General features: G+C 43.2%; 24 protein-coding genes. 11 read left to right on the top strand and 13 right to left on the bottom strand.

The window, feature by feature from the left end:
- Window positions 1-17 precede the first annotated feature (17 nt).
- The 4 genes from FS373_RS11165 to FS373_RS11180 form a co-directional block, all read right to left on the bottom strand.
- Window positions 18-857 (bottom strand): class I SAM-dependent methyltransferase, encoded by an 840-nt coding sequence (locus FS373_RS11165; protein ID WP_152829442.1) that lies wholly within the window; start codon window positions 855-857, stop codon window positions 18-20.
- 186 nt (window positions 858-1,043) lie between these two features.
- Entirely contained in the window at window positions 1,044-1,463 is a 420-nt protein-coding gene (locus tag FS373_RS11170) for a hypothetical protein (protein ID WP_144045158.1), read from the bottom strand.
- A 439-nt stretch (window positions 1,464-1,902) separates the two neighbouring features.
- The gene (locus FS373_RS11175) at window positions 1,903-2,424 is read right to left on the bottom strand and encodes a YbaK/EbsC family protein (RefSeq protein WP_322619486.1); all 522 of its coding nucleotides are present in this window, start codon (window positions 2,422-2,424) and stop codon (window positions 1,903-1,905) included.
- A gap of 208 nt (window positions 2,425-2,632) precedes the next feature.
- Window positions 2,633-2,971: a hypothetical protein gene (locus FS373_RS11180; RefSeq protein ID WP_152829443.1), complete on the bottom strand. Its 339-nt coding sequence runs from the start codon at window positions 2,969-2,971 to the stop codon at window positions 2,633-2,635.
- A 572-nt stretch (window positions 2,972-3,543) separates the two neighbouring features.
- Between FS373_RS11180 and FS373_RS11185 the strand changes: the two genes are divergently transcribed.
- Window positions 3,544-3,876, top strand: a complete 333-nt coding sequence (locus FS373_RS11185; protein ID WP_322619487.1) for a PBPRA1643 family SWIM/SEC-C metal-binding motif protein — start codon at window positions 3,544-3,546, stop codon at window positions 3,874-3,876.
- A 177-nt stretch (window positions 3,877-4,053) separates the two neighbouring features.
- Here the strand turns inward: FS373_RS11185 and FS373_RS11190 are convergent, their stop codons facing one another.
- Together FS373_RS11190 and FS373_RS11195 are read right to left on the bottom strand one after the other, a co-directional pair.
- Window positions 4,054-4,503 (bottom strand): bifunctional diaminohydroxyphosphoribosylaminopyrimidine deaminase/5-amino-6-(5-phosphoribosylamino)uracil reductase RibD, encoded by a 450-nt coding sequence (locus FS373_RS11190; protein ID WP_152829444.1) that lies wholly within the window; start codon window positions 4,501-4,503, stop codon window positions 4,054-4,056.
- Between the two features lie 122 nt (window positions 4,504-4,625).
- Window positions 4,626-5,189 carry a hypothetical protein gene (locus FS373_RS11195; RefSeq protein WP_152829445.1) on the bottom strand — a complete coding sequence of 188 codons (564 nt, stop codon included), beginning with the start codon at window positions 5,187-5,189 and terminating at the stop codon, window positions 4,626-4,628.
- Between the two features lie 1,157 nt (window positions 5,190-6,346).
- Here FS373_RS11195 and FS373_RS11200 point away from each other — a divergent pair.
- From FS373_RS11200 to FS373_RS11215, 4 genes are read left to right on the top strand one after another with little or no spacing between them, the layout of a single operon-like run.
- Window positions 6,347-7,615, top strand: coding sequence for an N-6 DNA methylase (locus tag FS373_RS11200; protein ID WP_152829446.1), 1,269 nt, complete (start codon window positions 6,347-6,349; stop codon window positions 7,613-7,615).
- An 11-nt stretch (window positions 7,616-7,626) separates the two neighbouring features.
- A complete protein-coding gene (locus FS373_RS11205) occupies window positions 7,627-9,906 on the top strand; it encodes an ATP-binding protein (RefSeq protein ID WP_152829447.1) in 2,280 nt (759 codons plus the stop codon).
- Window positions 9,903-10,532, top strand: a complete 630-nt coding sequence (locus FS373_RS11210; protein WP_152829448.1) for a hypothetical protein — start codon at window positions 9,903-9,905, stop codon at window positions 10,530-10,532. Before FS373_RS11205 ends, FS373_RS11210 begins: the two co-directional genes overlap by 4 nt.
- Before the next feature lie 4 nt (window positions 10,533-10,536).
- On the top strand, window positions 10,537-11,163 hold the full coding sequence (locus tag FS373_RS11215; RefSeq protein WP_194165841.1) for an HNH endonuclease: 627 nt from the start codon (window positions 10,537-10,539) through the stop codon (window positions 11,161-11,163).
- Between the two features lie 545 nt (window positions 11,164-11,708).
- On the opposite strand, the gene FS373_RS11220 is transcribed toward FS373_RS11215, so the two are convergent.
- From FS373_RS11220 to rpiA, 3 genes are all read right to left on the bottom strand, one after another.
- Window positions 11,709-11,999: a hypothetical protein gene (locus FS373_RS11220; protein WP_152829450.1), complete on the bottom strand. Its 291-nt coding sequence runs from the start codon at window positions 11,997-11,999 to the stop codon at window positions 11,709-11,711.
- A gap of 197 nt (window positions 12,000-12,196) precedes the next feature.
- Window positions 12,197-12,382, bottom strand: a complete 186-nt coding sequence (locus FS373_RS11225; RefSeq protein WP_152829451.1) for a hypothetical protein — start codon at window positions 12,380-12,382, stop codon at window positions 12,197-12,199.
- A 178-nt stretch (window positions 12,383-12,560) separates the two neighbouring features.
- A complete protein-coding gene (rpiA, locus tag FS373_RS11230) occupies window positions 12,561-13,217 on the bottom strand; it encodes a ribose-5-phosphate isomerase RpiA (RefSeq protein ID WP_152829452.1) in 657 nt (218 codons plus the stop codon).
- Window positions 13,218-13,885: 668 nt separating this feature from the next.
- Between rpiA and FS373_RS11235 the strand changes: the two genes are divergently transcribed.
- Both FS373_RS11235 and FS373_RS11240 read left to right on the top strand, forming a co-directional pair.
- The gene (locus tag FS373_RS11235) at window positions 13,886-14,836 is read left to right on the top strand and encodes a DUF808 domain-containing protein (RefSeq protein WP_144045165.1); all 951 of its coding nucleotides are present in this window, start codon (window positions 13,886-13,888) and stop codon (window positions 14,834-14,836) included.
- A 170-nt stretch (window positions 14,837-15,006) separates the two neighbouring features.
- Window positions 15,007-15,666 carry a peptidylprolyl isomerase gene (locus FS373_RS11240; protein WP_144045166.1) on the top strand — a complete coding sequence of 220 codons (660 nt, stop codon included), beginning with the start codon at window positions 15,007-15,009 and terminating at the stop codon, window positions 15,664-15,666.
- Between the two features lie 42 nt (window positions 15,667-15,708).
- Here FS373_RS11240 and FS373_RS11245 read toward each other — a convergent pair whose 3' ends face one another.
- Window positions 15,709-16,596, bottom strand: a complete 888-nt coding sequence (locus FS373_RS11245; protein WP_144045167.1) for a LysR family transcriptional regulator — start codon at window positions 16,594-16,596, stop codon at window positions 15,709-15,711.
- A gap of 211 nt (window positions 16,597-16,807) precedes the next feature.
- On the opposite strand from FS373_RS11245, the gene FS373_RS11250 reads away from it, so the two are divergent.
- Window positions 16,808-17,209, top strand: a complete 402-nt coding sequence (locus FS373_RS11250) for a CidA/LrgA family protein (protein ID WP_144048842.1) — start codon at window positions 16,808-16,810, stop codon at window positions 17,207-17,209.
- A gap of 3 nt (window positions 17,210-17,212) precedes the next feature.
- Window positions 17,213-17,920: an LrgB family protein gene (locus FS373_RS11255; RefSeq protein ID WP_152829453.1), complete on the top strand. Its 708-nt coding sequence runs from the start codon at window positions 17,213-17,215 to the stop codon at window positions 17,918-17,920.
- A 60-nt stretch (window positions 17,921-17,980) separates the two neighbouring features.
- Here the strand turns inward: FS373_RS11255 and FS373_RS11260 are convergent, their stop codons facing one another.
- On the bottom strand, window positions 17,981-18,415 hold the full coding sequence (locus FS373_RS11260) for an HPP family protein (protein ID WP_152829454.1): 435 nt from the start codon (window positions 18,413-18,415) through the stop codon (window positions 17,981-17,983).
- A gap of 201 nt (window positions 18,416-18,616) precedes the next feature.
- Between FS373_RS11260 and FS373_RS11265 the strand changes: the two genes are divergently transcribed.
- Window positions 18,617-20,389, top strand: coding sequence for an alkaline phosphatase D family protein (locus FS373_RS11265; protein WP_144045169.1), 1,773 nt, complete (start codon window positions 18,617-18,619; stop codon window positions 20,387-20,389).
- Window positions 20,390-20,776: 387 nt separating this feature from the next.
- Window positions 20,777-21,343, top strand: coding sequence for a phosphoribosyltransferase (locus FS373_RS11270; RefSeq protein ID WP_144045170.1), 567 nt, complete (start codon window positions 20,777-20,779; stop codon window positions 21,341-21,343).
- 80 nt (window positions 21,344-21,423) lie between these two features.
- Here the strand turns inward: FS373_RS11270 and FS373_RS11275 are convergent, their stop codons facing one another.
- Together FS373_RS11275 and pepN are read right to left on the bottom strand one after the other, a co-directional pair.
- Complete coding sequence (locus FS373_RS11275) at window positions 21,424-21,636, bottom strand: hypothetical protein (RefSeq protein ID WP_144045171.1); 213 nt, start codon at window positions 21,634-21,636, stop codon at window positions 21,424-21,426.
- Between the two features lie 262 nt (window positions 21,637-21,898).
- Window positions 21,899-24,523, bottom strand: coding sequence for an aminopeptidase N (gene pepN / locus FS373_RS11280; RefSeq protein ID WP_322619488.1), 2,625 nt, complete (start codon window positions 24,521-24,523; stop codon window positions 21,899-21,901).
- Between the last annotated feature and the right edge of the window lie 108 nt (window positions 24,524-24,631).

A 24,631-nucleotide genomic window follows, 5' to 3' on the forward strand; every position in this document is an offset into this window, starting at 1 on the left:
CTTGGTTCGGTTATGCCTTATTTCTGCGCACTGACCCCCATAAGATGCTCGACTTTTTTCACGTGTTTGAAGCCGGCCGCTTTGAGCCGGCGAATGACGCCATCGACAAAGCTGCTTCCCTTCTTCACTACGTGTGGATTGCCAGTGTAATGAAAAAGTCGTCCGCCTGGGCGCAGCACCCGGAAGATCTCCCGGTAGAACTCTTCGCTATAGAGCTCCCCGGCGAGGGAAAAACGCGGTGGATCGTGAACCACAGCATCGAAGGAAATCGCAGGCATTGTGGTGATCAGCTCAAAGCTACTACCCTGACGTTGCACAATCCCCTCTTTGCCCAAATCGTTTGACCAAGGGTTCTGCGCGCGTAGCCCCATTACCTCCGGACTCAACTCTATGGTGAGCACTTCGCTTGCACCTAGTCGGTGGGCTGCTATGGCCGCATAGCCAAGTCCGCTGCAGCAGTCCAGTACCTTGTCACCCTTGCTCACCGCCTGTTTAGCCATCTCGGAGGCACTAACAAAGGGGTCAGTTCCCTTGGAGATGTGCATCTTGACGCCGCTAATTTCTAGCAGAGGTGCGCCAGATGTGGGAACGAGCTTGTAGTAGCCAGAGCTGCGGTCTTCAAGCGGAACCATATCTCCATCGCGGCAGAGGTAGATCCTCTGTGTCTTCTTGGCGATTCTTTTGAGTTCGTCAATGGAAAGTCGATTGTCATCGTCGAGTACCAGACTCTGATCACTTAAGGAAAAGTCCCGTTCCGAAAGGTTTAGGTCAGTAGAGAGCCGGATGCAGGACAGTCCTTTAACGATAGCTTCCAGCGCCTGTTTGGCATTGATTGAATGTAGGTAGTAGCCGAGCATATTGTTGGTCTATTTAGTGAGAAATACTGGCCGCACTATACACCTTCAGCGCTGGGTCGGCATTGTTATATAAAAATCGGGCTCCCGTGACTAATCAATAACACAGCGATCAGCATCTAGCTTTCAACTCTGTCTTGAATTAACAGTAAACTTATCTAGTTCCCTTTAGATAGTTATAGTTACGACTTACAAACTAGCCCATTGCTGTTTTAGTCCGATGAGGTGGAGTAGGCCGAGGGACAGGCAGATGGCTGAGCTCCAGAACCAGAACTCAGGGCTGCGCCCGAGTGGGTTACTGATGAAAAAGAAGCCTGCGACACCGCGGAGTAGATAAATAGCAGTGATAATGATCAGAGCGGTTCGAATGAGTGGCAGCTTGCCGATAAGTCCAGCGGCACTGAAGGCATAAAGAGACCAGATAGACAGGACTAAGGCAATCCCCGAGGTGATAATAGTCGGCCTTAAACTGCCTTGCTCCGCCATTATCGCCATCTGCTCTCCGGCACCGAAGAAGCGATACCAGGATGCACCAAAATAGATACAGCCGATATGCGCCAAAGCCGCAAGCGCACTCAGCGCCCCAGCTACCACTAACAATATATTCATTCCCTGAACTTCCTTTTTCTTAACCTTTAAAGGTGCTTAATCACTACTGATTAAAATGTAGAGTAGGAGCCTAGATAAATTATCTTTGTCGCTAGCCTACACTTGCTAACCATTTGATTCAATTGTTTATCAGCTTCTCTATTGCGGAGTAATAATTCAGACTTTAAATCCACAGATAATCTTAAGTAGGTTTATTTCTTAATGAATACTAAATCCAAGGTCGTTAGAAATAAGGAGTTAGAAATAAGATGAAGTTGATGGTAGAACAGATACAGGCGCTGTAATTTTAGGTCTGCTTATCTAGCTAAACCTTGGCATATCCCTGTCAATTTTTGAGTGGGGTTTGTCCTCAGGATGTTCAAACACCGAGCTTAACTCGGTGTTCTGTTTCAAAGTGTAAGTAGGCTTGGACTTGAGTCTATACTCATATGGAATGAGATCACAATCGCCAATCGCGCTGGTATCTTCTGGCTGATCTAGATATGCCTATTCGCTTGCCGGAAATGTCACCATGGGGTGTTTTATCTAGCATATTTACATACTGTTTATGTGGCATCTTAATTAAATGATTATGGTCACCGGCTTCTATGTAAACATGCTCGGTCGCTAACAAGGAGTCATCGACAAGCATCTTCATCTGGTATGCCTCACCTATTGCGGGGATCGCACCTCTGTCACAATCGGGGAAAAGCTCACCCAATTTTTGTTCGCTAACTAAGTTATATTCTTGTCCGGTTATATCATTCAATCTTGGCAATGACAGCCTGTTGCCAGCAGACACAATTGCCATTATGTGTTCTCCTGATTTGTTAACTAAGACAACGGGTTTAGACATGTGGGATGAGGGGATATGGGCCGATTTTGAAGAGTCCAGTGAAGCGGCGGTATGTTTATGCTTCACTAATTCATATTTAACATTGTTTTTTGACAAATACTCACTAAGTGTAATTGCGATGGCCACTTTATACCTCCTGCAGGGACAAGCTTAGCCACTTATAAGTGTAGCATAGCCGCAAATCTACAAAGGGGGGATTCGCCAGGTTCTGACCCTTTTATCTGCTTTATCTGTTTATCAAACAAAAAAGCCCCGATACCTCACGGCATCGGGGCTTTCAACTATATGTTCTTGAGTATCTTGAGAGAAACTGAGGTGCGATCCTTTAACGTTCTTAAGGCGCGAGCGAAGGTAACACACTGCCAAATTGTCTGATCTGTCGTTGCAGCTTAATAGGTAATTGCCAGTAACGCTTGTTTGAGTGTGTGCCAAGTCCTGTTAATCGCAAATCATCGTCTATTTGCCATTTTTTCGCTACTTCATTCGCATTAGATCTTGTATGACCATCATCCACGGCTTTACCATCGAGTAATACTAGATAAGCGACTTCCTGCCAGTAGTCTGCCACTCTGGAACCATCATTGCTGACGACTTCAATGTCCTTACCAAATGACACTGACAATATATCGGTGGTATTAGCCATTTCAACGCTTATGATTTGCTTGAATCGCATGGTTAACCTCAAAATTAGAAGGCCATAATTTTACCCCTGTAGTATTCCAGCGTCAATAACACTCTTGGTTGAGGAAGTGGTGCATTGGTTGTTAATCGCGGCTTTGACTTGTGTTCTTCTGGGACGGGGCATAATCACCTTAAACCAATAACTAAAAATGAGTGACGCACTTCTACTTTGAACAAGGGGGCACTGTATGTTATTGATTAACAATGGGTGGCACGATTTATTATTCCCAAGCTTAAGTGCGGCCTCATTTCATCGTATATAAAAACGGACTCTTCAACGAGTCGTTTAAGCTCATCAATAAAGATATGCCTGTCCTATCTTTACTTGTACTTGGACATAGCAAAAGCTAATGTGTTCTGACCCCTTTATCCGCTTTATCTTTAATTTATCTTTAATTTATCTTTAATTTATCTTATTGTTTACTCATAATATTTTGTGGGGTTTTGTCAGGTTCTGACCCCTTTATCTGCTTTATCTGAGTTCCTTAATTCAACAGTCGACTATTTAACGTTTTACGTTATACTTCCGCGCTAAAATCTAGTATTTAATTAGCGGAGTTCATTGTGCACGATCTGTATTACAAAGGGCGTATCTACACCAGAGAAAATCATGTGATAAGTGGTTATAATACTAAGCGTATCGTTAAGCTTGGTACAGAAAAGCAGCCATTATCGCTAGTGGTTAACAGTGATGAGAGAAAAAAAGAGGTAGTGGCGTTAGTTGCTGATAATGGATTATTTGCCGAGATTACTGTAGATAGTGCTATTGATGAAAATATCAATGATCTTAACGCGGTTATAAACAAGCCAACTACCACTAGGTTCGACAAAACCCCGAACCGTAATGATCCTTGTTTATGTGGCAGTGGTAAAAAATATAAAAAGTGTTGCGGCTAACAACATGCTATTTTTCCGTGAATCGACTTAATGTCATCGCAGGCGTTTGATAACCTAAACTGACACCTGCAATATCACCGAGTCGAAGCAATCCCGTACTGTTACCACCGAACCCGCCTTGGATACTCAGAAAAGATATGCCTGTCCCGTCTTTTAATTCCCTGAACTTCCTTTTACTTAACCCTTATTCAGATAGGGATATATGAATTTCTGAACACTATCAGCTTCAACTCCGGTAGTTACCGCTATCCCCGCATCAGTGAGCATCTTTATTCCCTTACCGCTGTTTCTAGGATCAGGATCTAAGATAGCGACGAATACTTGGCTTATCCTCCTATCTATCAAAGCTTTCGCACATGACGGCGTCCGACCCGCAAAAGAGCAGGGCTCCAGTGTCACATAAGCAGCCATGCTTTGAAAATCAGTTTCAAGTGACTCTGAATAAGTTTCAAGTGCACTAGCCTCCGCATGATGATATCCAGGGGCTTGGGTGAAACCTTTCGCTACTAGTTTCCCACCTTTTACTAATACACAGCCAACAGGCGGATTAGGCAAGCACCCAGGCAAAGCCTTCTTAGACTCCTCCAGAGCCAAACTCATAAATTGAATATCTTGTTCAGTAATCATAGGGAACTAACCATAACCTTATTGTTTTAGCTTGGGTTTTTAAGTTGCCACACTCATTAAAAGTAAACCTAGTCCACAAATATAACTAAAAAAAGATATGGCTGTCTCGTCTTTTATAATCACTACAACATGCATTTAGCTATGTATTTTTTGTTCCAAACGGGACCATTTACAAATGGACTCGCAACCGTCCATGGTGGAAAAATCTGTTTATAGGACAGATCAGGAATTCTGACATGACGTTCTTTAAATTCGCCACCTTTCAATACCACTTCTGCCGCCCAGAACTCTCGATAGCCAGGCATATTCTTATAATCAATGTCAACAAACGCAAACTCTGTTCCAGCGGGCACAGTCCCTATATATTCACCTTTCCCAATACCTGGTAAATTAGGGTCCCTATTTATGACATCATTCCAAAAATCTAAATCACCGATAACTTGCTCATGGGAATATGGTGTATTTTTATACTTGATGCTTTTACTTTTGTCAGTATAAGCTTGAATACCATAGCAAACATCTGCGCTACTACATCGATTTAATGAGTAAAGAAAGCTGTCTACATTAACTTTATAGCATTCCCCTATAAGGTCGCGGACGACATAGTCAATCTCCTCTTTTGTGTATGAAGCGCAAGACACCTGTATCAATATTAAAACCGTCATCATAAGTGATTTATACATCATGATTATTTACCTTCATAAAGCTAATGTGTTTTGATCCCTTTATCTTCTTGGACATAGCAAAAGATATGGCTGTCCTATCTTTGGTTAACTGTGTTTAGGCCCATAAGTTCACAGTTGTTTATTGCTTGCAGTAGGCTCATATGTAGCCACTTCTGTGGGACGCTGTGAAGCCATCCCTGGCCGCTCTGCGGTTTCACTGATGTGAATCCATTCACATCAGATATCACGGCCGAGGCTATAGGGTAACCCTTATAAAATCAAGAACTGGCGTGCCACAGAACCTTCTCAAATATATAGAGTGCGCATTCCTCGCCGTAAATGCGATAGATAACATTGAAGGGGCGACTTTCTACTATTCATCAAGAAAAGACATGGCTGTCCTGCCTTTTACTGCCTTTTTATAACAAACTGGGCAAAAGCGATTCACCGCGGAGGACACTAAGGACCACGGAGAAAGTCAACGACTTAAGCATTTTAGAAAGCTTCATCTTTACCTTTATTTTCTCCGTGGAAGCCTAGCGCTTGGTGGTGCACTTCTACTTTGAACAAGGGGGGGGATGATCTAAAGTACAAAAGATATGGCTGTCCTGTCTTTTTCTCTTAACCTACTTTTACTCTCGCTTACAATAGTGAATTCAACATCCCCATCACATATTTCTAATTGAAATATAAAACTCTGTGTTTTGCCCTAGCTTTCTGTTCTTGTTGCTGTTTTCTGTTTGGTTTATGGGGCTGTTTACGGCGGCGCAGGCTGCTTCTTTCTGCTTTCAAGTCGCTATGAATTGTGTAGCGATTAAATGCCTAGCTATTGTCTAGAGAAGAGCAGAGAAGTCCGCTCACATTTATTACTGCCGCGCTTGGACATAGCAAAAGATATGGCTGTCCTATCTATTTTATCCAGAGTAAAAAAAGATATGGCTGTCCTGTCTTTTTCATTACTGCCGCGCTTGGACATAGCAAAAGATATGGCTGTCCTATCTTTTTATCTAAGGGAATAGAATAACTGCAGAAAAGACAGAGGCATAACAAATTTAGCTATTAGTTTTGTATAAAATAATCAACAAGTTAAACAAATATGATCTAGTGTCAATGGCTGTATCATGGTAGAGTTCAAACCATAATCCCATCATTTAACCTGCAGAATAATATCATCTAATATGAATCAACTTTACTACCATAATCACACGCTAAAGTGTTTTTTTGAATCAATTGAGGATGTTATCAATACAAAACAATTGAAAGAGATGGTCGATCTAGACTCCATAGATGTAGTTTTAAGAGAGTGTCTATCAATTGATGAAATGAGAGAAGCTGGAACTTTCTTCACTGGACAAAAATTGTCTTCAATTGCAGTAAAAAGATTTAGTAGGGCAATTACGTTTGACTCAGTTGTACTCGATCCCACCTGTGGTGCAGGTAACTTGTTGATTGAATGCTCCAGGCAACTGGGGGTTGCACAAAATCTTTCACAAACCTTAGCACTTTGGGGAAAGGTACTGAGGGGATATGATCTATATGAATCGTTTGTTGAAGCAACGAAATTACGTATTGTACTCGAAGCACTGAATCGTGGGGCAGTAAAAGATTGTTCGTTGAAAGAAGCGCTGCTGTACTTCCCTGATATAAAAGTTGTAGATGCAATGTCGATGCAGGAGGAAGATTTAGTTGGTGTTACTCATACCATCATGAATCCACCATTTTCTAGCTGGGACTCTCCTAAGGTAGGTTATTGGAAACAAGGTAAAGTTAATGCTGCTGGAGTGCTATTTGATCACTATATTCGTAATTTACCGAGAGGATGTATTGTAAGTGCTATTTTGCCTGATGTATTACGTTCTGGAAGCCGATATGAAGCATGGCGTGAATTTACATCTAAAAATATAGATGGTATTTGTGAGATTTATGGACGTTTCAATGAAAAAACTGATATCGATGTCTTCATATTGGATGGTATTGTAAGTCAAAGTGAAAAGGATATTTCTTGGTTTTCTAAATTAGATAAATATATTCCTATTTCGGATTTTTTTGACGTATGTATAGGTCCTTTGGTTGCTTATCGTGACCCATTAGATGGACCGTCATTTCCTTATGTTCACTCTAAAAATGCACCTGTTTGGAGTACAATAAAAGAGTTTGATGAATATCGAAAGTTTAAAGGTAGAGTCATTGAGCCACCATTTGTAGTTATTCGCCGCACATCGAGTCCTAGTGATAAATATCGAGCGGCAGGTACTATCATCACGGGGAAGAGGTATATTGCGGTAGAGAACCATCTGATTGTAATCAAACCTAAAAGTTCTACTTTTAATGATTGCAAATTGTTACTTAAAGTGCTTAAGTCTTCAAAAACCAACAATTATTTTAATAATAGAATCCGTTGTCGTCACTTAACGGTTAGTGTTGTTAAAGAAATTCCTTTTCGGTAAGTAAGGAAATCATGAGACGTAGATTAATCGCAAAAAAACCATTTGAATTTTCAGCCCGTGTAACTTTGCAATTAGGTCGAGAAAGTATCTCCAGTTCTACTGTTGCCATATCTGAACTTATTAAAAATTCATATGACGCAGATGCCGAAAATATCACGATAGACTTTCATTTGAGACAACATTCGATTTCGACATTAATTATCGAAGATGATGGTTATGGAATGAATGCGGAAACACTTATTGATCATTGGTTAAAAATTGGTACGGATAATAAATCACTTAAAGAGCGATCGGCAACAAAACGTCGGGTACTTACTGGTGCGAAAGGTTTGGGACGGCTTGGAATTGATAGATTATGTAAAAAGCTTGTACTCTACACTAAAACAGAAGATATGAATACGGCTATACAGCTTAACTTAGATTGGAAACAATTTGAGAACACCAGTCGAAGTTTATCAGAAATTGAACACGAGATATTTGAAGTAGAATTGCCGATCAAAGATAAGTATGGGGAGGTTTTTTTAGATGAAAAAAGTTCCGGTACTCGAATGATACTGATTGGATTAAAGGATCATTGGGATGATAAATTTCTTTCTACTCTAGAAAATGAACTTCGATTGTTGATATCGCCATTCCAGGCTGAAAATGAATTTTCAATCGTTCTAAAAACTAATTTGAATGGTCAGTTTGATGAGAAAGCTTTGAGCTCGGAGAAAATGCTCACTGCTGCAAGGTGGAAGATTAAGGCTTCTGTAGATGAAGAAGGATTGGTGTCTGTTTGTTATACAAATAACAAAAAGCAATTAGACATCAATCAAGAGGGTTTACCTTGGAACCTTTGGGTAAAAAATTCAGGAGAAAAACCACTTTTTGGCCCCCTTGATTTCGAGTTTTATTATTTTGTACAAGATACCACAGACCTAAATAAGCTTAACTTGAGGGTTAAAGATTTAAGGGGGTTTATGGGACTGAATCAAGGTGTTCGTATATATAGAGATCATTTTAGAGTTCGGCCATATGGTGAGCCTACAGGAAAAGGAGATTGGTTAGATCTCGGATTAAGAAAAGTAGCAAGTCCAGGTGGTGTATCTCAACCTGGTTGGAGAATCGGTCCAAATCAGATACTAGGTTCTATCATTATTTCTAGAGAAACCAATGCTGTACTTGATGATCAGGCTAACCGAGAAGGGCTTGTTGAGAATGAGGCCTTTTTCCAGCTGAGAACTTTTGTATTGAAGATCGTTGAAACCTTTGAGTTGCTAGTTCAAAAAGATGCAGCAGGAAATCGACAGACTGATTTATCTGATGAGTTAGCAGAGATTTTAATTAAAAATAATAAAAAAGTTGAAGAGGTTATTGAAGACTTAAAAAGATCTGTTTCCAAAACCAGTCATAAGAACAAAACCAAGAAAAAACAACTAAAACCTGAACAGATAGTTGCTAATAGGTTAAAAGAACTAGAAAGTTTAAGAGCAAAGCAGGCTGAAGCAGAGAGACGTTACTTAGAAGCGTTACAAGAAGAAAAAAAACAACTTAAACATCAAAAGAATACTTTATCAAATTTAGCTTCAATCGGTATATTAACTATTAGTTTTGGACATGAAGTTAGACAGCATACTGGCTTAGCATTTAATGGTGCGTCCAGAACGCTAAGTCACTTAAAAAGTTTAGACAATCAGGATGGACAATTAACCAAACCAATTAAGTTTATTGAGATAGTAAAAAAAAGCACACAATATGTAGACAAGTTCTCTAGATTTGCCTTGGCGAACATTAAACCTGATAAAAGAAGACAGAACAAGATATGTATACCAGAGGTCTTCGAGTATGTTTTTGAGATGTTTGCTACCACTTTAGATAAAATGAAAGTGGAAACTAAAATATCTCTATTAACGGAAGCTGCACAGTATAATGTTTTTGCTTTTGAGATTGATTGGGAAAGTATAGTCATTAACTTTATGACCAATTCAATATGGGCTATTGAGAAAGAATCTGATGTGACTAAACAGAGAAAAATAGAAGTGAATATTTCAGAGTCAGAATCAGAAATATTCATAAATTATAAGGACTCTGGTATTGGGTTAGAACAAGGTACTGAAGAAAGTATTTTCTTACCTATGCAAAGTGGAAAACGCGATAGAATCGGTAATTCTGTTGGGACAGGGATGGGATTAGCAATAGTTAAAACTCATGTCGAAGACCACATGAAGGGTACTATTAAAGCAATTGCTCATAGTGATATTGGCGGAGCAGAATTTAGCATTACAATTCCAAAAAGTGAGAGAAAATGAAAGAGAAAGTGATTTTCATAGATGATGAAGAAGATTCTAGAATTATATATGAAGATGTTCTTCAGGATATTTACGGTGAAGAGTATGATGTTGTTGCTATTGAGCCTGAACAGACAATTAGTGATATGGTTAGTAAACTAAGTGCTATTACAAATCTGGTATCAATTGTCATTGATGAAAAATTACAAGTAGGTTTAGCAACCAATTATCAAGGATCACAGTTAGTAGAGGCCATACGTGTACTGGATAGTAAATTACCGCTCTATATTTTAACCAGCGAAATAAGTTTAATTACGCCACCTCTAGGTTCTGTGGAGTATATTATTGATAAAAATGAGGTCGAGAGACCGAGTTATAAAGAGCAGTATTCAATATTAATGCGGCGTCATATTAATTCTTTTAATGATATTAAAACTAAAAGAGCTGAAAGGTTTGATAAACTACTTAAAAAATCTATTGAGAAGGGGCTAACTGCTCAAGAGAAAATCGAGTATGAAAATTTAGATATTGTTCGTATTAAACCTGTTTTATCTGAAGAATGTTCTGGGGATGCAGAGGAGCTTGATAGACAACAATCGCTTATAGACGAAATAGAACAAAAATTAAAAAAATTAATTGATGGGTGAAAATATGTTTTTTCCTGAATTGAAACGTCGAAATGAAAAAGATTATTTAAATAATTTAGCACAATTTTATGCTGACTACAGGCAGAACTATTCAAAGGTTTCTGAAGATTGCAAACATCGATGTGTTTATTGTGATATCACGGTTAATGAATGCGGAGGAGATGAGATGCAACTTGATCATTTTCGTCCTCAAAAACATTTTAAAAATTTAGATACGCATCCATATAACCTCTACTTGTCTTGTCCTAAGTGTAATGTACTGAAAACATCCGATTGGCCATGCAGTAAAAATACTGATGACGCACCTTCCTTTATCGGAGGTGTTGGGTATTTAGATCGATTTGAGCACAAGGCTGATAACTTTCTTAGGGTTGAAGAGGATGGGACGATTGTTCATCTTGCTGGGCCTGTTAATTATATGATAAAGAAAATGAAATTGAATCGCGCAAGTCGAGTCAATATTAGGCGTAGAAGGAAAATAGAATCTAAGAAAACTAAACTGTTGGAAGGTATAGAGAGGCTCACAAATAAATTAATTGAAGATTGTAGTCAAAGTAAAATTAACGGAAAAGAATTGAGTCTAAGGCTAACAGAAATTAAACATTTATTTTCGATGTGTCAAGAAGTTTAAAAAATATTGATTGTTATTAATTTCATCTTTTTAAAGTTATTGTCATCGACAAGATAAAGAAGATAAAGGGGTCAAGAAGATAAAGCAAAGATAAAGGGGTCAGAGCACATTAGCTTTTAGCTCTTTTGATTATTCTGGCTTTATTGGATGACATTAAAATCAGCGTCAGAGTAAACGTTATCACTTGGTGCTTGCATGTGGTCACTGAGCAGACCCTTTACAAGCTAATGATTGGCTTTTTCTTCCCTGAATGGCGTTCTCTTGTCGATGTAAGAGTTTGCCCTGCGTTTCCCTAACTGCACACACATTAACCTACTTTTACTCTTGCTTACAATAGTGAATTCAACATCTCCATCACATATTTATAATTGAAATATAAAACTCTGTGTTTTGCCCTAGCTTTCTGTTCTTGTTGCTGTTTTCTGTTTGGTTTATGGAGCTGTTTACAGTAGATCGAGTCAGAGTAAAATTTTTATAAAAAGACAGGATAGCCATATCTTCTTAACTAGAAAGATATGACGTGCCCACCTTTCAGTGATAGAAATTTATAATTGAGCATGTATTCTTTTCATAGCCCTATCTCCGCGTTTATAACCGGGAGGGTTTACATCAAAAGTTTCGCCCGTAACTTTAAAACTGGATATTTTTGAGACAGTACATAAGTCCCATTCATGTCCTGGAGTGATATGCTTACCTTGGGTTTGAAAGCATCTCAATATGTCATTTCCAGCAGTTGAAATCCCTACAGCACTAGGTTGAGCGATCCTTTGTAACCCACTATAAACAAATGAAATTTCTTGGCGATTATTTATAGCTTGAATAATGCTATTAATCATTGTGGCTCCCTAATTTTTTAGTATTAGCAGAAGAATAATATGGTCAAAGAAAGATTTCTCCTCAAACCACTTTGTTTCTTTTCTAATCTAACTGTTTTTGTAGGGATGTGGGGAGGTATCGGGATGCTTATTGATATATATCAAGTGGTTGATCTGTTTTTCTAGCGCTTAGCTTGAGGGCTGGGGTTGATACCGTTTTAAATCATCCTAGCCGACAAAGGGATCGTAGTGAATAAGGTCAAACCTTCTTGTAAATTAACTAGTCCTGATGCGGCTGCGAGCTTCGGCAGCATGGAAGCTGCCGCAGAGCCCACATGGACGTGTTCACGGCGTCTCGCAGAAGTATTAGGACATGAAGTGCGCCACAGGCGATATGTATCCATGAAGGTGAGCTCTTCAAAGAACAACCATGGGAAAATCACTTTGGTGTATGGCTTTGCTTTGAGAAGCAGACACAAAAAAGCCACCCGTTAAAAGGGTGGCTTCATGGTACAAGGTACCTAGGATATAGAACCTAGCAAACTACCTGTAAAGTACCAGCAAAAAGAGCAATAAAACGGTCTACTTAACCGTTTTAACTCCCTCTGGTGTACCCACTAACAACACATCTGCACCGCGGTTAGCGAACAAACCGTTAGTCACTACGCCGACGATTTGATTGATCTGCTCTTCGAGCTCTTTTGGCTTCATGATCTTCATGTTGTACACATCTAAGATGATGTTGCCGTTGTCGGTGAGACAGTCTTCACGGTAAACCGGATCGCCGCCTAGTTTAACCAGTTGGCGTGCCACGTATGAGCGAGCCATAGGGATCACTTCTACTGGCAGTGGAAACTCGCCTAAGATATCGACCTGCTTAGTGTTATCAACGATACAGATAAACTTTTCGGCTACGGCTGCGATGATCTTCTCACGAGTCAGCGCGGCGCCGCCGCCCTTGATCATGTCCATGCGTTCGTTGATCTCATCGGCACCATCGACATACACAGAAAGCTCATTGACAGAATTGAGATCGTAGACCGGAATACCCAGTGCTTTCATCTTTTCGGTAGACGCTGCAGAGCTAGATACAGCCCCTTCGATATCGGCCTTCATGGTCGCGAGAGCATCGATAAAGTGATTAACGGTAGAGCCAGTGCCGACGCCAACAATAGTATCTTTTTCAACGTATTGTAGCGCAGCCCAACCAGCGGCTTTCTTCATCTCATCTTGTGTCATGGTCGTTTCCTGTAAGGAGTTTTAAAATTCTGAGGTCATTATACCATTCCGAGTAAGTATCTGAACATTCAGCGGGAGTTCAAAGCGCTGTAGGCAAGGCGAATGTTTGAAGCTAATAGTTATTCTATATCGAGAACATTCAACGTAGCATAAAGGGCTTTGAAACCCGTACTGCGTGAGGCTCTCAGTGTTTCCACTTCTGCGTTACATTGACTTAAAAGGGAATAACCATTTCCTCATCAATGTGCCTTGAATTGAAAAAACTGAGAGTCTCTGAACTGACCAGATACTTATATGGAATGGTATTATACCCGAGCCACGTCAAAATGCTCGATTTGCTGAACCTAGAATTTTTATGTGGCTCGGGTAGTGATTTAAGCAAGAGTCGCGCACTTTATTGAAACTATAGTGTTATCAGTTGAATCAGTGACTATAAGCTTGAGGACTTTAAAGCTTCTTTATAGTCTTACAGCTTTCTTCGCCTTGTCTCTGCTTTTGTTTACAAATTAAGACAAGTTAATCTTTTGCCTGTGGTAAAAATCACTGCAAAAGAGTAACTTTAGCCCTTTGAAATTAAGTTTGGTTTAAGCATTTGACTGCTTAAGCAAGCATGTATCAAATCTGCACGGGTTTGCAGCATTTAGGATAGGGAAAGGGAAGGACTATTTATGGCTGGAGCTAGCCTGTTAACGCTTTTGGATGATATTGCCGCCATCTTGGATGATGTGGCCTTGATGAGTAAAGTTGCCGCCAAGAAGACCGCGGGGGTGCTGGGCGACGATCTAGCTCTCAATGCCCAACAAGTCTCAGGAGTCAGCGCCGATAGGGAGTTGCCGGTCGTCTGGGCTGTAGCCATGGGCTCCTTGCGTAATAAGTGCATCCTGGTGCCAGCAGCGCTATTGATCAGCGCCTTTATCCCTTGGGCTGTGACGCCTCTGCTGATGTTTGGCGGCCTTTTTCTCTGTTTCGAAGGCTTCGAGAAGCTGCATCACACCTATGAGAAACGAAAGAAGAAAGCCGCCGCTTTAGCCCAAGGCGGTGCGGCTCATGATGTGGATGATGAACTGCCGCACATTGATGATCTTGGAGAATACGAAGCCAAGAAGGTCAAAGGTGCCATTCGTACCGATTTCGTACTCTCAGCTGAGATTATCGCCATCACCTTAGGGGTCGTCGCCGAAAGTAGCTTTCTCACTCAAGTGGTGACGCTTTCTGTGATTGCTCTGGTGATGACCATAGGGGTTTACGGCTTGGTGGCTGCAATTGTCAAGATGGATGATGTTGGCTTGTACCTGAGCCTGAGAAAAGGCGCTAGTCTCTTGACTCGCTGCGGCCGTTGGCTTGGCGCAAAAATGGTTAATGCTGCTCCCTATTTAATGCGCGGACTGACCATAGTCGGCACCATAGCTATGTTTATGGTGGGAGGCGGAATTCTGACCCATGGCTTGCATTGGATCAGTGTACAGATTGAAACTGTCGCCGCTCTGGTTGATCAGCTCGCTATTATCGGGCCTGTATTATCATTTCTCACGCCTAGCTTACTCAATACTATTTTCGGTGTGATTGCCGGTGCATTAGCCTTGCTAGTTATGTCTGGTGTGCAAAAGCTTAGAACTTAGAACTTAGAACTTAGAACTTAGGCCTAACCCCAAGTTGCCTAGATGTTCTAATTTGTATCTCCTATTGTGCATAAGGTTAAATATTTGTAGGCTTTAACCTGTCTTAAAGTAGTCATTGTCTGGCCTACTAATGAAAATGCTAACGAGCCGGTAAGAAGATAGGGATATAGATGAACAAATTTGCAGTAAGTATAGCCTCAAGTTTAGTGTTGGCCGGCGTGTTAACCGCATGTGGCGGTGGTTCAGATGATTCGACGACACCGCCACCGATAACACCTCCGACTCCCACTCCCGAGTTAGCGCAAGATTATTGTTATACCATGAGCACTAGCATGGGGGACATTAGCTTGGCTATCGATGCGACTAATACCCCTATCACGGGAGAGAACTTCAAGCAGTATGTGGATACCGGCTTCTATGATGGCTTGATATTTCACCGGGTGATCCATCAATTTATGGTCCAAGGTGGCGGATTTAAATCTGGACCCATGTCGAAAGCGGGTAATGATCCTATTGTAAATGAGGCTGGCGTTGGGATTAGTAACCTGCGCGGCACTCTAGCCATGGCAAGAACCAGTGATCCGGATTCGGCCACATCGCAATTCTTTATTAACTCAGTAGATAATGCGTTTTTGGATAAAGCGAACTCGTCAGATGGTCATGGCTACGCTGTTTTTGGTCAGGTGATCGAGGGAATAGAAATTATCGATCAGATTGATATAGTAGATACTGCTAATGCAGTGACTGAATCTGGAGGGATCCTCACCGATGTCCCAGTGGAAGACATAGTAATTAATAGTATTGCTCAAATGGCTTGCCCAGCGACTTAATACCAAACGGTATAAGCTGTATCTCTGCCAAACAAGCCCCGTTTAAACGGGGCTTGTTTGTTTTATCATCTCAATCATAGCTTTCGCTGCAAAAGAGAGGGCTTGCTCCTTTCGCCAAAATAGCGACATTTTCCACCTTAAGTCTGAGCCGATAAGTGGCACCGAGACGACTCCGGCTACCCTGTGACGCTCGGCGATCATCTTAGGCAGTAACATATTGCCCGCACCTGCGGCGACTAAGGCGATACCAAATTCCGCCTGGCTTATTCGAGTGATATTTTTCGGTGTAAAGCCCGCTTGCTCACAGCTGTCTAAGACCATGCTATGGAGGGAGAATCCGGGTTCGAACATGATCTGTGGTTCTTCGGAGATCTGTTCGAGTCTAAGGGACTTCTCACTGGCTAGGACGTGATGTTTAGGCAAGATGACGACCATAGGCTCATCACGAACCAGAATGCCTTCGAACTCCTTGTTCAGCGCAATAATGCCTGTGGCTAGCTCTATCTCCCCCTTAATAAGTGCCTCTTTTTGTTCTACTGAACCACGGACTAATAGCTCCATTTCTATTTTAGGATAGGTGTCTCGGTACTTGGCGATAACCGGTGCGAAAAGCTCGGCGCTGCCCAATGGAGCCAGACCGAGTGTTAACTGACCCGAGGTTAGCCCGCGTTGAGCGGCGAGTTCATTGAGTAAGGCTTGCTTGTTAGCCAGTAAGGTTTGCCCATGACGGTAGACTAGCTCACCGGAGGGGGTGAGCTTGACTCGAGTCCCTCGCTTGCCGCGTTCGAGCAGAGTAACCTCAAGTTCATGTTCTAGTTGTTGAATCGCCTTGGATAGAGCGGGTTGAGTAATGTGGACTCTCTCGGAGGCTTTGGCAAAGCCACCCGAGTCGACTATCTCAATCAGATAACGAATAACGCGTAGATCCATTTGTATAACCTTAAGGAATGTATTCTATGATTAATATTCATTTTTTTTATTGAGAGTGCAAGCTTAAACTTGTACTCCTGCTAATGAATGAGTTTATTGACCTATGCCAGTTTCAAGAGCCACTCACCAGAGTGATACCAATTCCAGCTTCACTCGTGGGGATCACGCTAAGGTTGCTTTAGCGACTAAGAGCAATGGCAAGCTGAAACTCATGCTACAGACCTTGGTGCAGGTGAGTTTGTTTTGTCTATTGGCAGTCATCTGCGTACAAGCCGAGCAATACTTTAATTTGCCTATCCCCGGAAGCGTCATAGGTCTGGCCATAGTCCTGTTACTCTTGCTGACCAAGACCATTCCCGAACATAGGGTTAGCTTAGGCTCGGCCTGGTTGATCGCCGAGCTGCTACTGTTTTTTATTCCTCCAGTGGTCTCTGTGATTAAATATCAAAGCTTATTTGAGAATTATGGTGTTCAGCTGATCGTGATGTTAGTGCTGGGGACGGTATTCGTGCTGGTGGGGACAGGGTTTGTGGTTGACCGGGTCTTTCGTTTCGAGCGTAGAATGAATCGTCAGCGCGCTCAGGCTTTGCTGGCACCCGGTATGGAAGGTTAACGCATGTCTATTTTCGAAGGTACAGGCTCGGCCTTGGTAGGAATTTTTAGTTTAGTGATGACACTCGTGTGTTACTGGGGGGCTAAATATGCCTATGCAAAATTTAAGTTCTGGTGGTTGTCGCCCATCATGCTGGCTCCGTTAGGGATTATCTCTCTGGTCTTGTTGCTGGATATTCCCTTACCTAGCTATTTTCACTTCAGTCATCTGCTGACCTTGATGTTGACGCCTGCGGTCATCGCTTTCGCTGTGCCTATCTATCGTGAGCGGCACTTAATTGCTAAATACCCACTCACGCTCTCTATTGGTGTGATCTTCGGCCTCCTCTTAGGCTTAATTTCGTCCTGGGGCCTGTCTAAGTTAGTTTCTCTGCCACCGGAACTCGCTCAGAGTGTGCTAGTCCGTTTCGTTTCTACGCCTTTTGCCATGGAAGCCACGTCGAGCTTTGGTGGTGTGCCTGAGTTGACGGCCATGTTGGTTTTGCTCACTGGGGTATTAGGCATGATAATTTGTGAGCCAATTTTTAGGCTGGCAAAAATCAACACATCCCTGGGCAAGGGCGCTGCGTTGGGCGCATCGGCTCACGGCGTCGGCGCCGCAAAAGCGTCTGAAATAGGAGAGGAGGAGGGGGTTGTCGCCAGTCTTACCATGATTTTTACCGGCATAGCTATGGTATTAACGGCCCCGCTATTTAGCTCTTTGTTTGTTTAGTTCGCTCTTTGCCTGTTTATGTCCTGGTTATTACCAAGTTAAGCCATTGCTGTGTGAAACTTAAGCTGCTTCAGGCTTTAGCTTTAGCAGCTTGGCGCACAGCTTCACAAAATCTGAAGAGGTGACTATACCTTCAACTTTGCCCTGAGCATTGATGACGGGTAAGCAGCCGAGTTTATTGTCGATAAAGTATTCTACCACTATGGGTAAAGGCTCATCGGCGGTGAGATGTTGATAATGCTTGTCCATGATACTTTCAACGGTTTGTGCCCGCTCTCGCCTGTCTAAGGCTCCACTGCCGTATTTATTGACTAGTGCCATCACGGTCGCAACCATCTTCTTATGGGTAAGAATGCCGACTAAACTTGAGTCTTGCTCAGAGATAACAGGAAGGTGCCTGACATTTCTATTGGTCATCAGAGCGTGAGCATCTTTTAAACTGGCCTGATCGCTGATACACACTACTTTCCTTGTCATTATATCTTGTACTTTCATCCACTTATCCTTATGTCTGATTGCAATTTAGAGTCGGGCTCAATCGCTTTGTCCCATTTAACACCCTGAGTAATATACCTCAATTATCTTTGTCTGCGCAGGTTTTCACCACATTAGACAATGTGTAGCACGAATGTAATAGTGGTGTTGCACAATACTCGTTAGACCTCTTACCACTTGTGCATTATAAGGATAATAATAATGAAACGGAGATTTACACGTCGGGATTTTTTGGAAATGTCGGCTAAAGGTGTGGGCGCAGCAGTTGTGTCATATGGCTTGATGGGCTGTAGTGACAGTAACGGCAGCAGTGATGATGCTGTTAAAGCTGAATTTTTACACGGTGTCGCCAGCGGTGATCCTAGCCATGATGCAATCATCTTGTGGACACGTGTGACCCCGGAAGTGGAAGGGGAGCTGACGGTTGCTTGGGAGCTTGCTACGGATACCGATTTCAGTAATTTAGTCACCAATGGTGAAACCACCACCAGTGCCGAGCGAGATTACACCATTAAGGTCGATGCAACCGGACTGGACGCCGGGACTCAGTATTTCTACCGTTTTAAGCAAGGGGAAGCCGTCTCAGAAGTGGGACGGGCGCTCACCTTGCCTCAAGGGGCCATAGATCAAGTTAAATTGGCGGTGCTCTCTTGCGCTAACTTTCCGGCAGGACACTTCAATGTGTATGCGCTAGCGGCTCAACAAGAGGGCTTGGATGCGGTTATCCATTTAGGGGACTATATCTATGAATATGCGCGCGGCGAGTATGCCAGCGAGCATGCTGCCGAACTGGGCCGTGAGGTTTTACCGGCTGGTGAGCTATTCACCTTAGGTGATTATCGTACCCGCTATGCGCAATATCGAACCGATCCCAGCCTGACGGGGCTGCATGCCAAGGTGCCCTTTATTACGGTATGGGACGACCATGAAGTCGCTAACGATACCTGGAAGGATGGCGCCGAGAATCATAACGAGGAAGACGGTGATTTCGATGCGAGAAAGCAGGGAGCCCTGCAAGCCTATTTCGAGTGGTTGCCCATCCGCCCCTGGCGTGAAGGCAATCATGAGGAGATCTATCGCTCCTTCAGTTTCGGGGATCTGGTCGATCTGCATATGTTAGACACGCGCGTCTTAGCTCGTGATAAGCCACTGGATTATGTCGATTATATCGATCCTGTGACCAAAGCCATGGATAGCCAGAAGTTTATGGCGGCAGTGACGGGGACTGAGCGAACCTTGCTGGGCACCGAGCAGCTGCAATGGCTGCAATCTAGCCTGCTGACAGCGACAGGCAAGTGGCAAGTTCTGGGGCAGCAAGTCTTGATGGGTAGCATGATGCTACCGGCAGCGATAGCCATGCAGCAGCTTAGCGTGTCTGAGTTTGGTGAGCTGGCGGCCCTGGCGAAAATTGCCGCCCGTTGGGAGGCGAAAGATCCGACGGTGACGACATTTGAATATACCTTTCTTATCGAGAACCAACACAGGCTTACCCCTGAGGCCATGGCTTTGCTGCAGATGCCTGCGGTGCCTTATAACTTAGATGCCTGGGATGGCTACGCCTATGAGCGTGAAGTGGTTCTGGCCACGGCTAAGTCTATAGGCTGTAACTTAGTGGTACTGGCGGGAGATACCCATAATGCTTGGGCAAATGAGCTTATGGACAGTCATGGTGACCCTGTGGGCGTGGAGTTTGCGACCAGCTCGGTATCTTCTCCCGGACTCGAGTACTACCTGGGGATCCCGGAAGATCAGCAGGTGCAAACTGAAGCTGGGATCAAGGAGATGGTCGAGGGTCTTAAGTATACCAACTTAAGAGACAGAGGCTTTATGGTGCTCACCTTCACTGCCGAGCAGGTACGCAGTGACTGGCATTATGTCGATACCATACTTTCTGCAGATTTCAGCGAAGATATGAGTAAACAGCAAGCGTGTGTTTGTGCGATAGGGACGGCGCAAGTGGTGAGTGTCAGTTAGAGACTAATTCAAGAGTGTAAAACCTGAGCAGAACTTGGTAGTAAAAAATGAGCCACATCTAATAAGGTGTGGCTCATTTTTTTGATTGTTCTTTTTCGGTAGCACAGTTTCGATAGTATGCTGCTTTCAACCCCCCAGCTTTAATCTCTGAATTAGCCACTTCCTTGAGGCGATAAGCACAATAAATAGCGATTAGCGTCTAAGTTTTTATTTTAAATGAAGCATCAAATCTCATTTTAGTATAAAGTTTGGCCCCAAAATCTGGTAGGTGCCTACACTTTAACCTGTGATTATTTCACCGGTATAAAATAGCGCATATTCCGTCTTTGGAATAAGCGCTCTGCCTACCAAGTTGACCTAAATAAATAACAAGATGGGGATGGTCGAATGTCAGATAAGCACTTTATTACAGCACAGGGATTGCTTGAAGATTCATTTCGCCTGGCGGCGCAGGTTTATGAGAGCGGTTTTCGTCCGCAATTTATCGTCGGGATTTGGCGTGGTGGTGCACCTATAGGGATCGCGGTGCAGGAATATTTCGATTTTAAACAGGTTGAAACCGATCATATCGCGGTTCGTACCTCTTCTTACTATGGTATCGGCACCGACAAGCAGAATAAAAAAATCAAGGTTCATGGACTGCATTATATCGTCGAGAATGCCAACGCCGATGATGGTTTGCTGATTGTCGATGATGTGTTCGATTCTGGCCGCAGTATTCACGCACTCAAGGATAAGCTCAGTGAGTTGATGCGTTTGAATATGCCAAAAGATGTGCGTATTGCCTGCCCTTACTATAAGCCCAAGAATACTTCGGTACCGCTAAAGCCGGATTACTACATTCATGAGTCGGAAGAGTGGTTAGTCTTTCCTCATGAAGTCTCAGGGTTAACGCCTGAGGAGATCCTCGAAGGCAAAAGCGATCTGGCGAATATTAAAGAGCTTTTCGTTTAAGTAAGGCTCAGTATTCAGCTCAATAAATGAAACCAGTGCATATCCCTATGCACTGGTTTTTTGTTTTAATGGCTGGGAAGCTATAGCTTATCTATCTGTTCACCGAGTTGATATGATTTATCAGTGACTATGGTTTCGAGAGTCGCTACGCGATCTTGTAGTTTGACGAGTTCAGACTTAAGCGCATCGACTTCGCTGTTATCGACGCTGGTTTTTCTCTGGTTGTATTCTTTAAAGGCCTTTACACCGAATACGGCGACTATGGCTACTGTGATGACTTCAAATGGTCCCATATTTCTAATTCCCTTTGTGCTTTATCTGCAACTCTGCTTGAGCTGATTCTAATTGTTGGTATTTGTTGATTGTTAATCATGTCATAAGCATTGTAAGAGCAATCTCTATGCCATGACTAAATATTGATACTCATCAGTTAGTTAATCTTTTTGTATGCGAGTCCAATATCGAACGTTAGCGCTTCTTACTAAACATTAATGATATAAACCACACTCGTCCAGACCAAGTTAACCCCAGATCAGGTTAAATTCGCTCACTAGATTAGTTCAGCAAGCGCTCCTTAATGGCGACACATCTCAACTCACTCTGGTGTGTCTGTAATAAGGCTTTTCGAGTGGTAGCCGAGAGTCCATGTTGGGTATTGATGGTTTTTTCGAGTATGGCTATTCCTCCGTGGGTACATCGAGTCGGGATCAAATATCGGCCATAGAGTTTCATAAAACGGTCACTCTTTTGCTCGTCTACTCGGGTTAGCGACTCGAGTCTCTGCTCTGAGCTGGCAGAGCTTAATCTCTGTTGCTCTCTTGGATACAGGTGAGCCATGGCAATACTGAGCGTCGAAAATGGCAATTGGCTGTCATGTTGAATATGAGTCAACCAATAGCGTTTAATGCCGGCTTCGGGTCTGGATACCCGGGCCGCAATGGCGGAATTTTTTCCGCGCTGGCTCAGATCTGTACTTAGCTCTTGGTCTATCAGGGAGCGGCTGCCCAAATAGTCATAACGATTGAGTTGGGTGATGATGCTCCAGCGCATCTGTTGATCGATTTTCAATCCCTTGATACTAGAGTTTCCTGCCAGTAATTTAGCGAGGTGAGTCAAGGCATCCTGGCTGCGTGAAAACTGAATATATGCATTAAACCAGAGGCGTTGAATATCGGCGTTTTCACCATTGACCATGGTCTTTCTCAGGCTCATCTGCTCTAAGCCTTTCAGTGCCATCTGAATATAACTGCTGTGATTTGGCAGTATCTGCTCAAGATAGGCTTTACTCTGATTAAGCTTGATCAGCACCTGCTCCAGGATGGCTGAATCCTGCTCTTTGGGGAGATTAATGAAGACCACGCCTAAGTATTCATTTAATGCTAGTTCACCGTCAGATACGCTCTCCCACAGGCTCTGCCATAACATGGAACGCAACTGAGGTTCACTGACCATATTCAGGTGTTGCTTCACCGTCTCGAGTGAGCGCTCATCCAGGTTCACTTTCACGTAGCCTGAATCGAGATAGTTAGGATAGACAAGGTCGGGACATCGAGTGCCGTTTAACTGCTTAACTGGTGTCTTCTCCCCCTTGTAGGTTAACGAAATAGTGCGAAGTCTGTGAAGCTCATTTCTTCCCTTGGTAAACAGTGCCAGTGTTATCTTCTGCTCCCTCAGAGTTGGGCTTTGCTCGCTGGCTGGAAATTGTAGGAGGGAAAACTCACTAATGCGGTTATTTTTACAGGTAAACTCCGCCCTTAGGGTATTAACACCGGGTGTTAAGAGCCAGTTTTGCTGCCATTGAGTCAGGTCACGTTTGGCGTTGATACTCTGACTGGCGAAAAAGTCGGTTGGGCTGACATTTAGATAGGCAAATTTTTCCAGATAGCTTTGCAGGCCGAGTCTGAAATCTGATTCGCCGATCAATTGCTCGAGTCCCAGTAAACTGGCCTCTCCCTTAAAGACGCCGACAGAAGGTAGTCCGGATCCATAAACATGATTGGCGAACAGCACATCATCCATATAAGCCCTGGATTTTATCGAGTCATAGAACTGCTTCGATTCTTGAGGGCCGTAGCCAAGTTGAGCCAAGGTTTTGTTGGTTATCAGCGAGCGTAAACTCATATTCAGCCAGCTTTCGTCCCACCAGTTCATGGTAATGAGCGCGCCAAACCATTGGGCGGAGAGGCCGGTCATGCTGGTTACTGCGATGCGTTTTTGCTGCTCTTGCGGGGAGAGTCCTGCAAAGAGAACGATATTTTCATCTATGCTGGTGACTGCTGCGCTGGCGAGTGAGTCGTTATTGGTCAGAGTCGGGCTAAGCAGCAGATCGAACTTGTTGAATGGGTAGGGAGTCTGTAAATACTCCCTCATAAAGTGGAGCCCTTTATCGATATCTTCAAACCAGACTTGTGGGGAGATGTCGTCTGCGATAGCTTGCCTGGCAAACAAGCGAATGGGGTAGCTTGATTTAGCACTGTCATCTTGCCAGACACGATAGGGGCCAGCGTGCAGGGAAAACATATGCGGGCTCAATATTGGGCTAGTGGGAAATTGCCACTGGTTTGACTCGGATGAGTCTATGACACTCTGTTCTTTGACTGAGCTGATGACCACCCAGTCTTTGGGCACTGTGACATTCAGGCTATAGCTGGCCTTAAGATCGGGTTGATCGAATGAGGGAAACATCATGCTGGCGGCATTGGGGGAGAAGTTCGATTCAAGATAGACGTTAGCATCTTTTGGGTCCACGAAGCGGACTAAGCCCATGCCATTGTTGCCATAACTCTGTGTGTAACTGATCTCCACCGTGTTACTGCCTGACACCAAGAGACTTGGGCTCAAGATAAAAGCCTTACCGTTATAGCTGGGGTAAATTTTGTGACCATTAATGGTAAACGATTTTATGTCGGCTCGGAGCAGGTCTAAGGAGAGCGGCGTACTGGTATCGGCTAGCTGAAAGTTAACTTGTGTGCTGCCACTGAAGTGCTCTGCTTGAGTTAAATCCAGGGTTATTTGATAGCTGACTTCTGAGATACGGGCACGACGAGACTGGGCTAAGGCTAGCTTAGCGGCAGAGGAGTTGAGTGAAGCGCTATCGTGAACCTTAGGTTGGCTGGTGCTGTTACATGAGATGAGCAGTAGTGAGACAAGGCAGAGCAGACAGACACGCAGTAGATTCACAGCTTGATTCCCGGCAGTTGAATGGTGAGTAGCAGTTGAGTGGCGAGTGGCAACACTAACCGATTTCTTTGCCGAGTGCGATAGTAATACAAGGGAATGACTTTTTGT

The organism is Shewanella sp. YLB-07, from assembly GCF_009377275.1.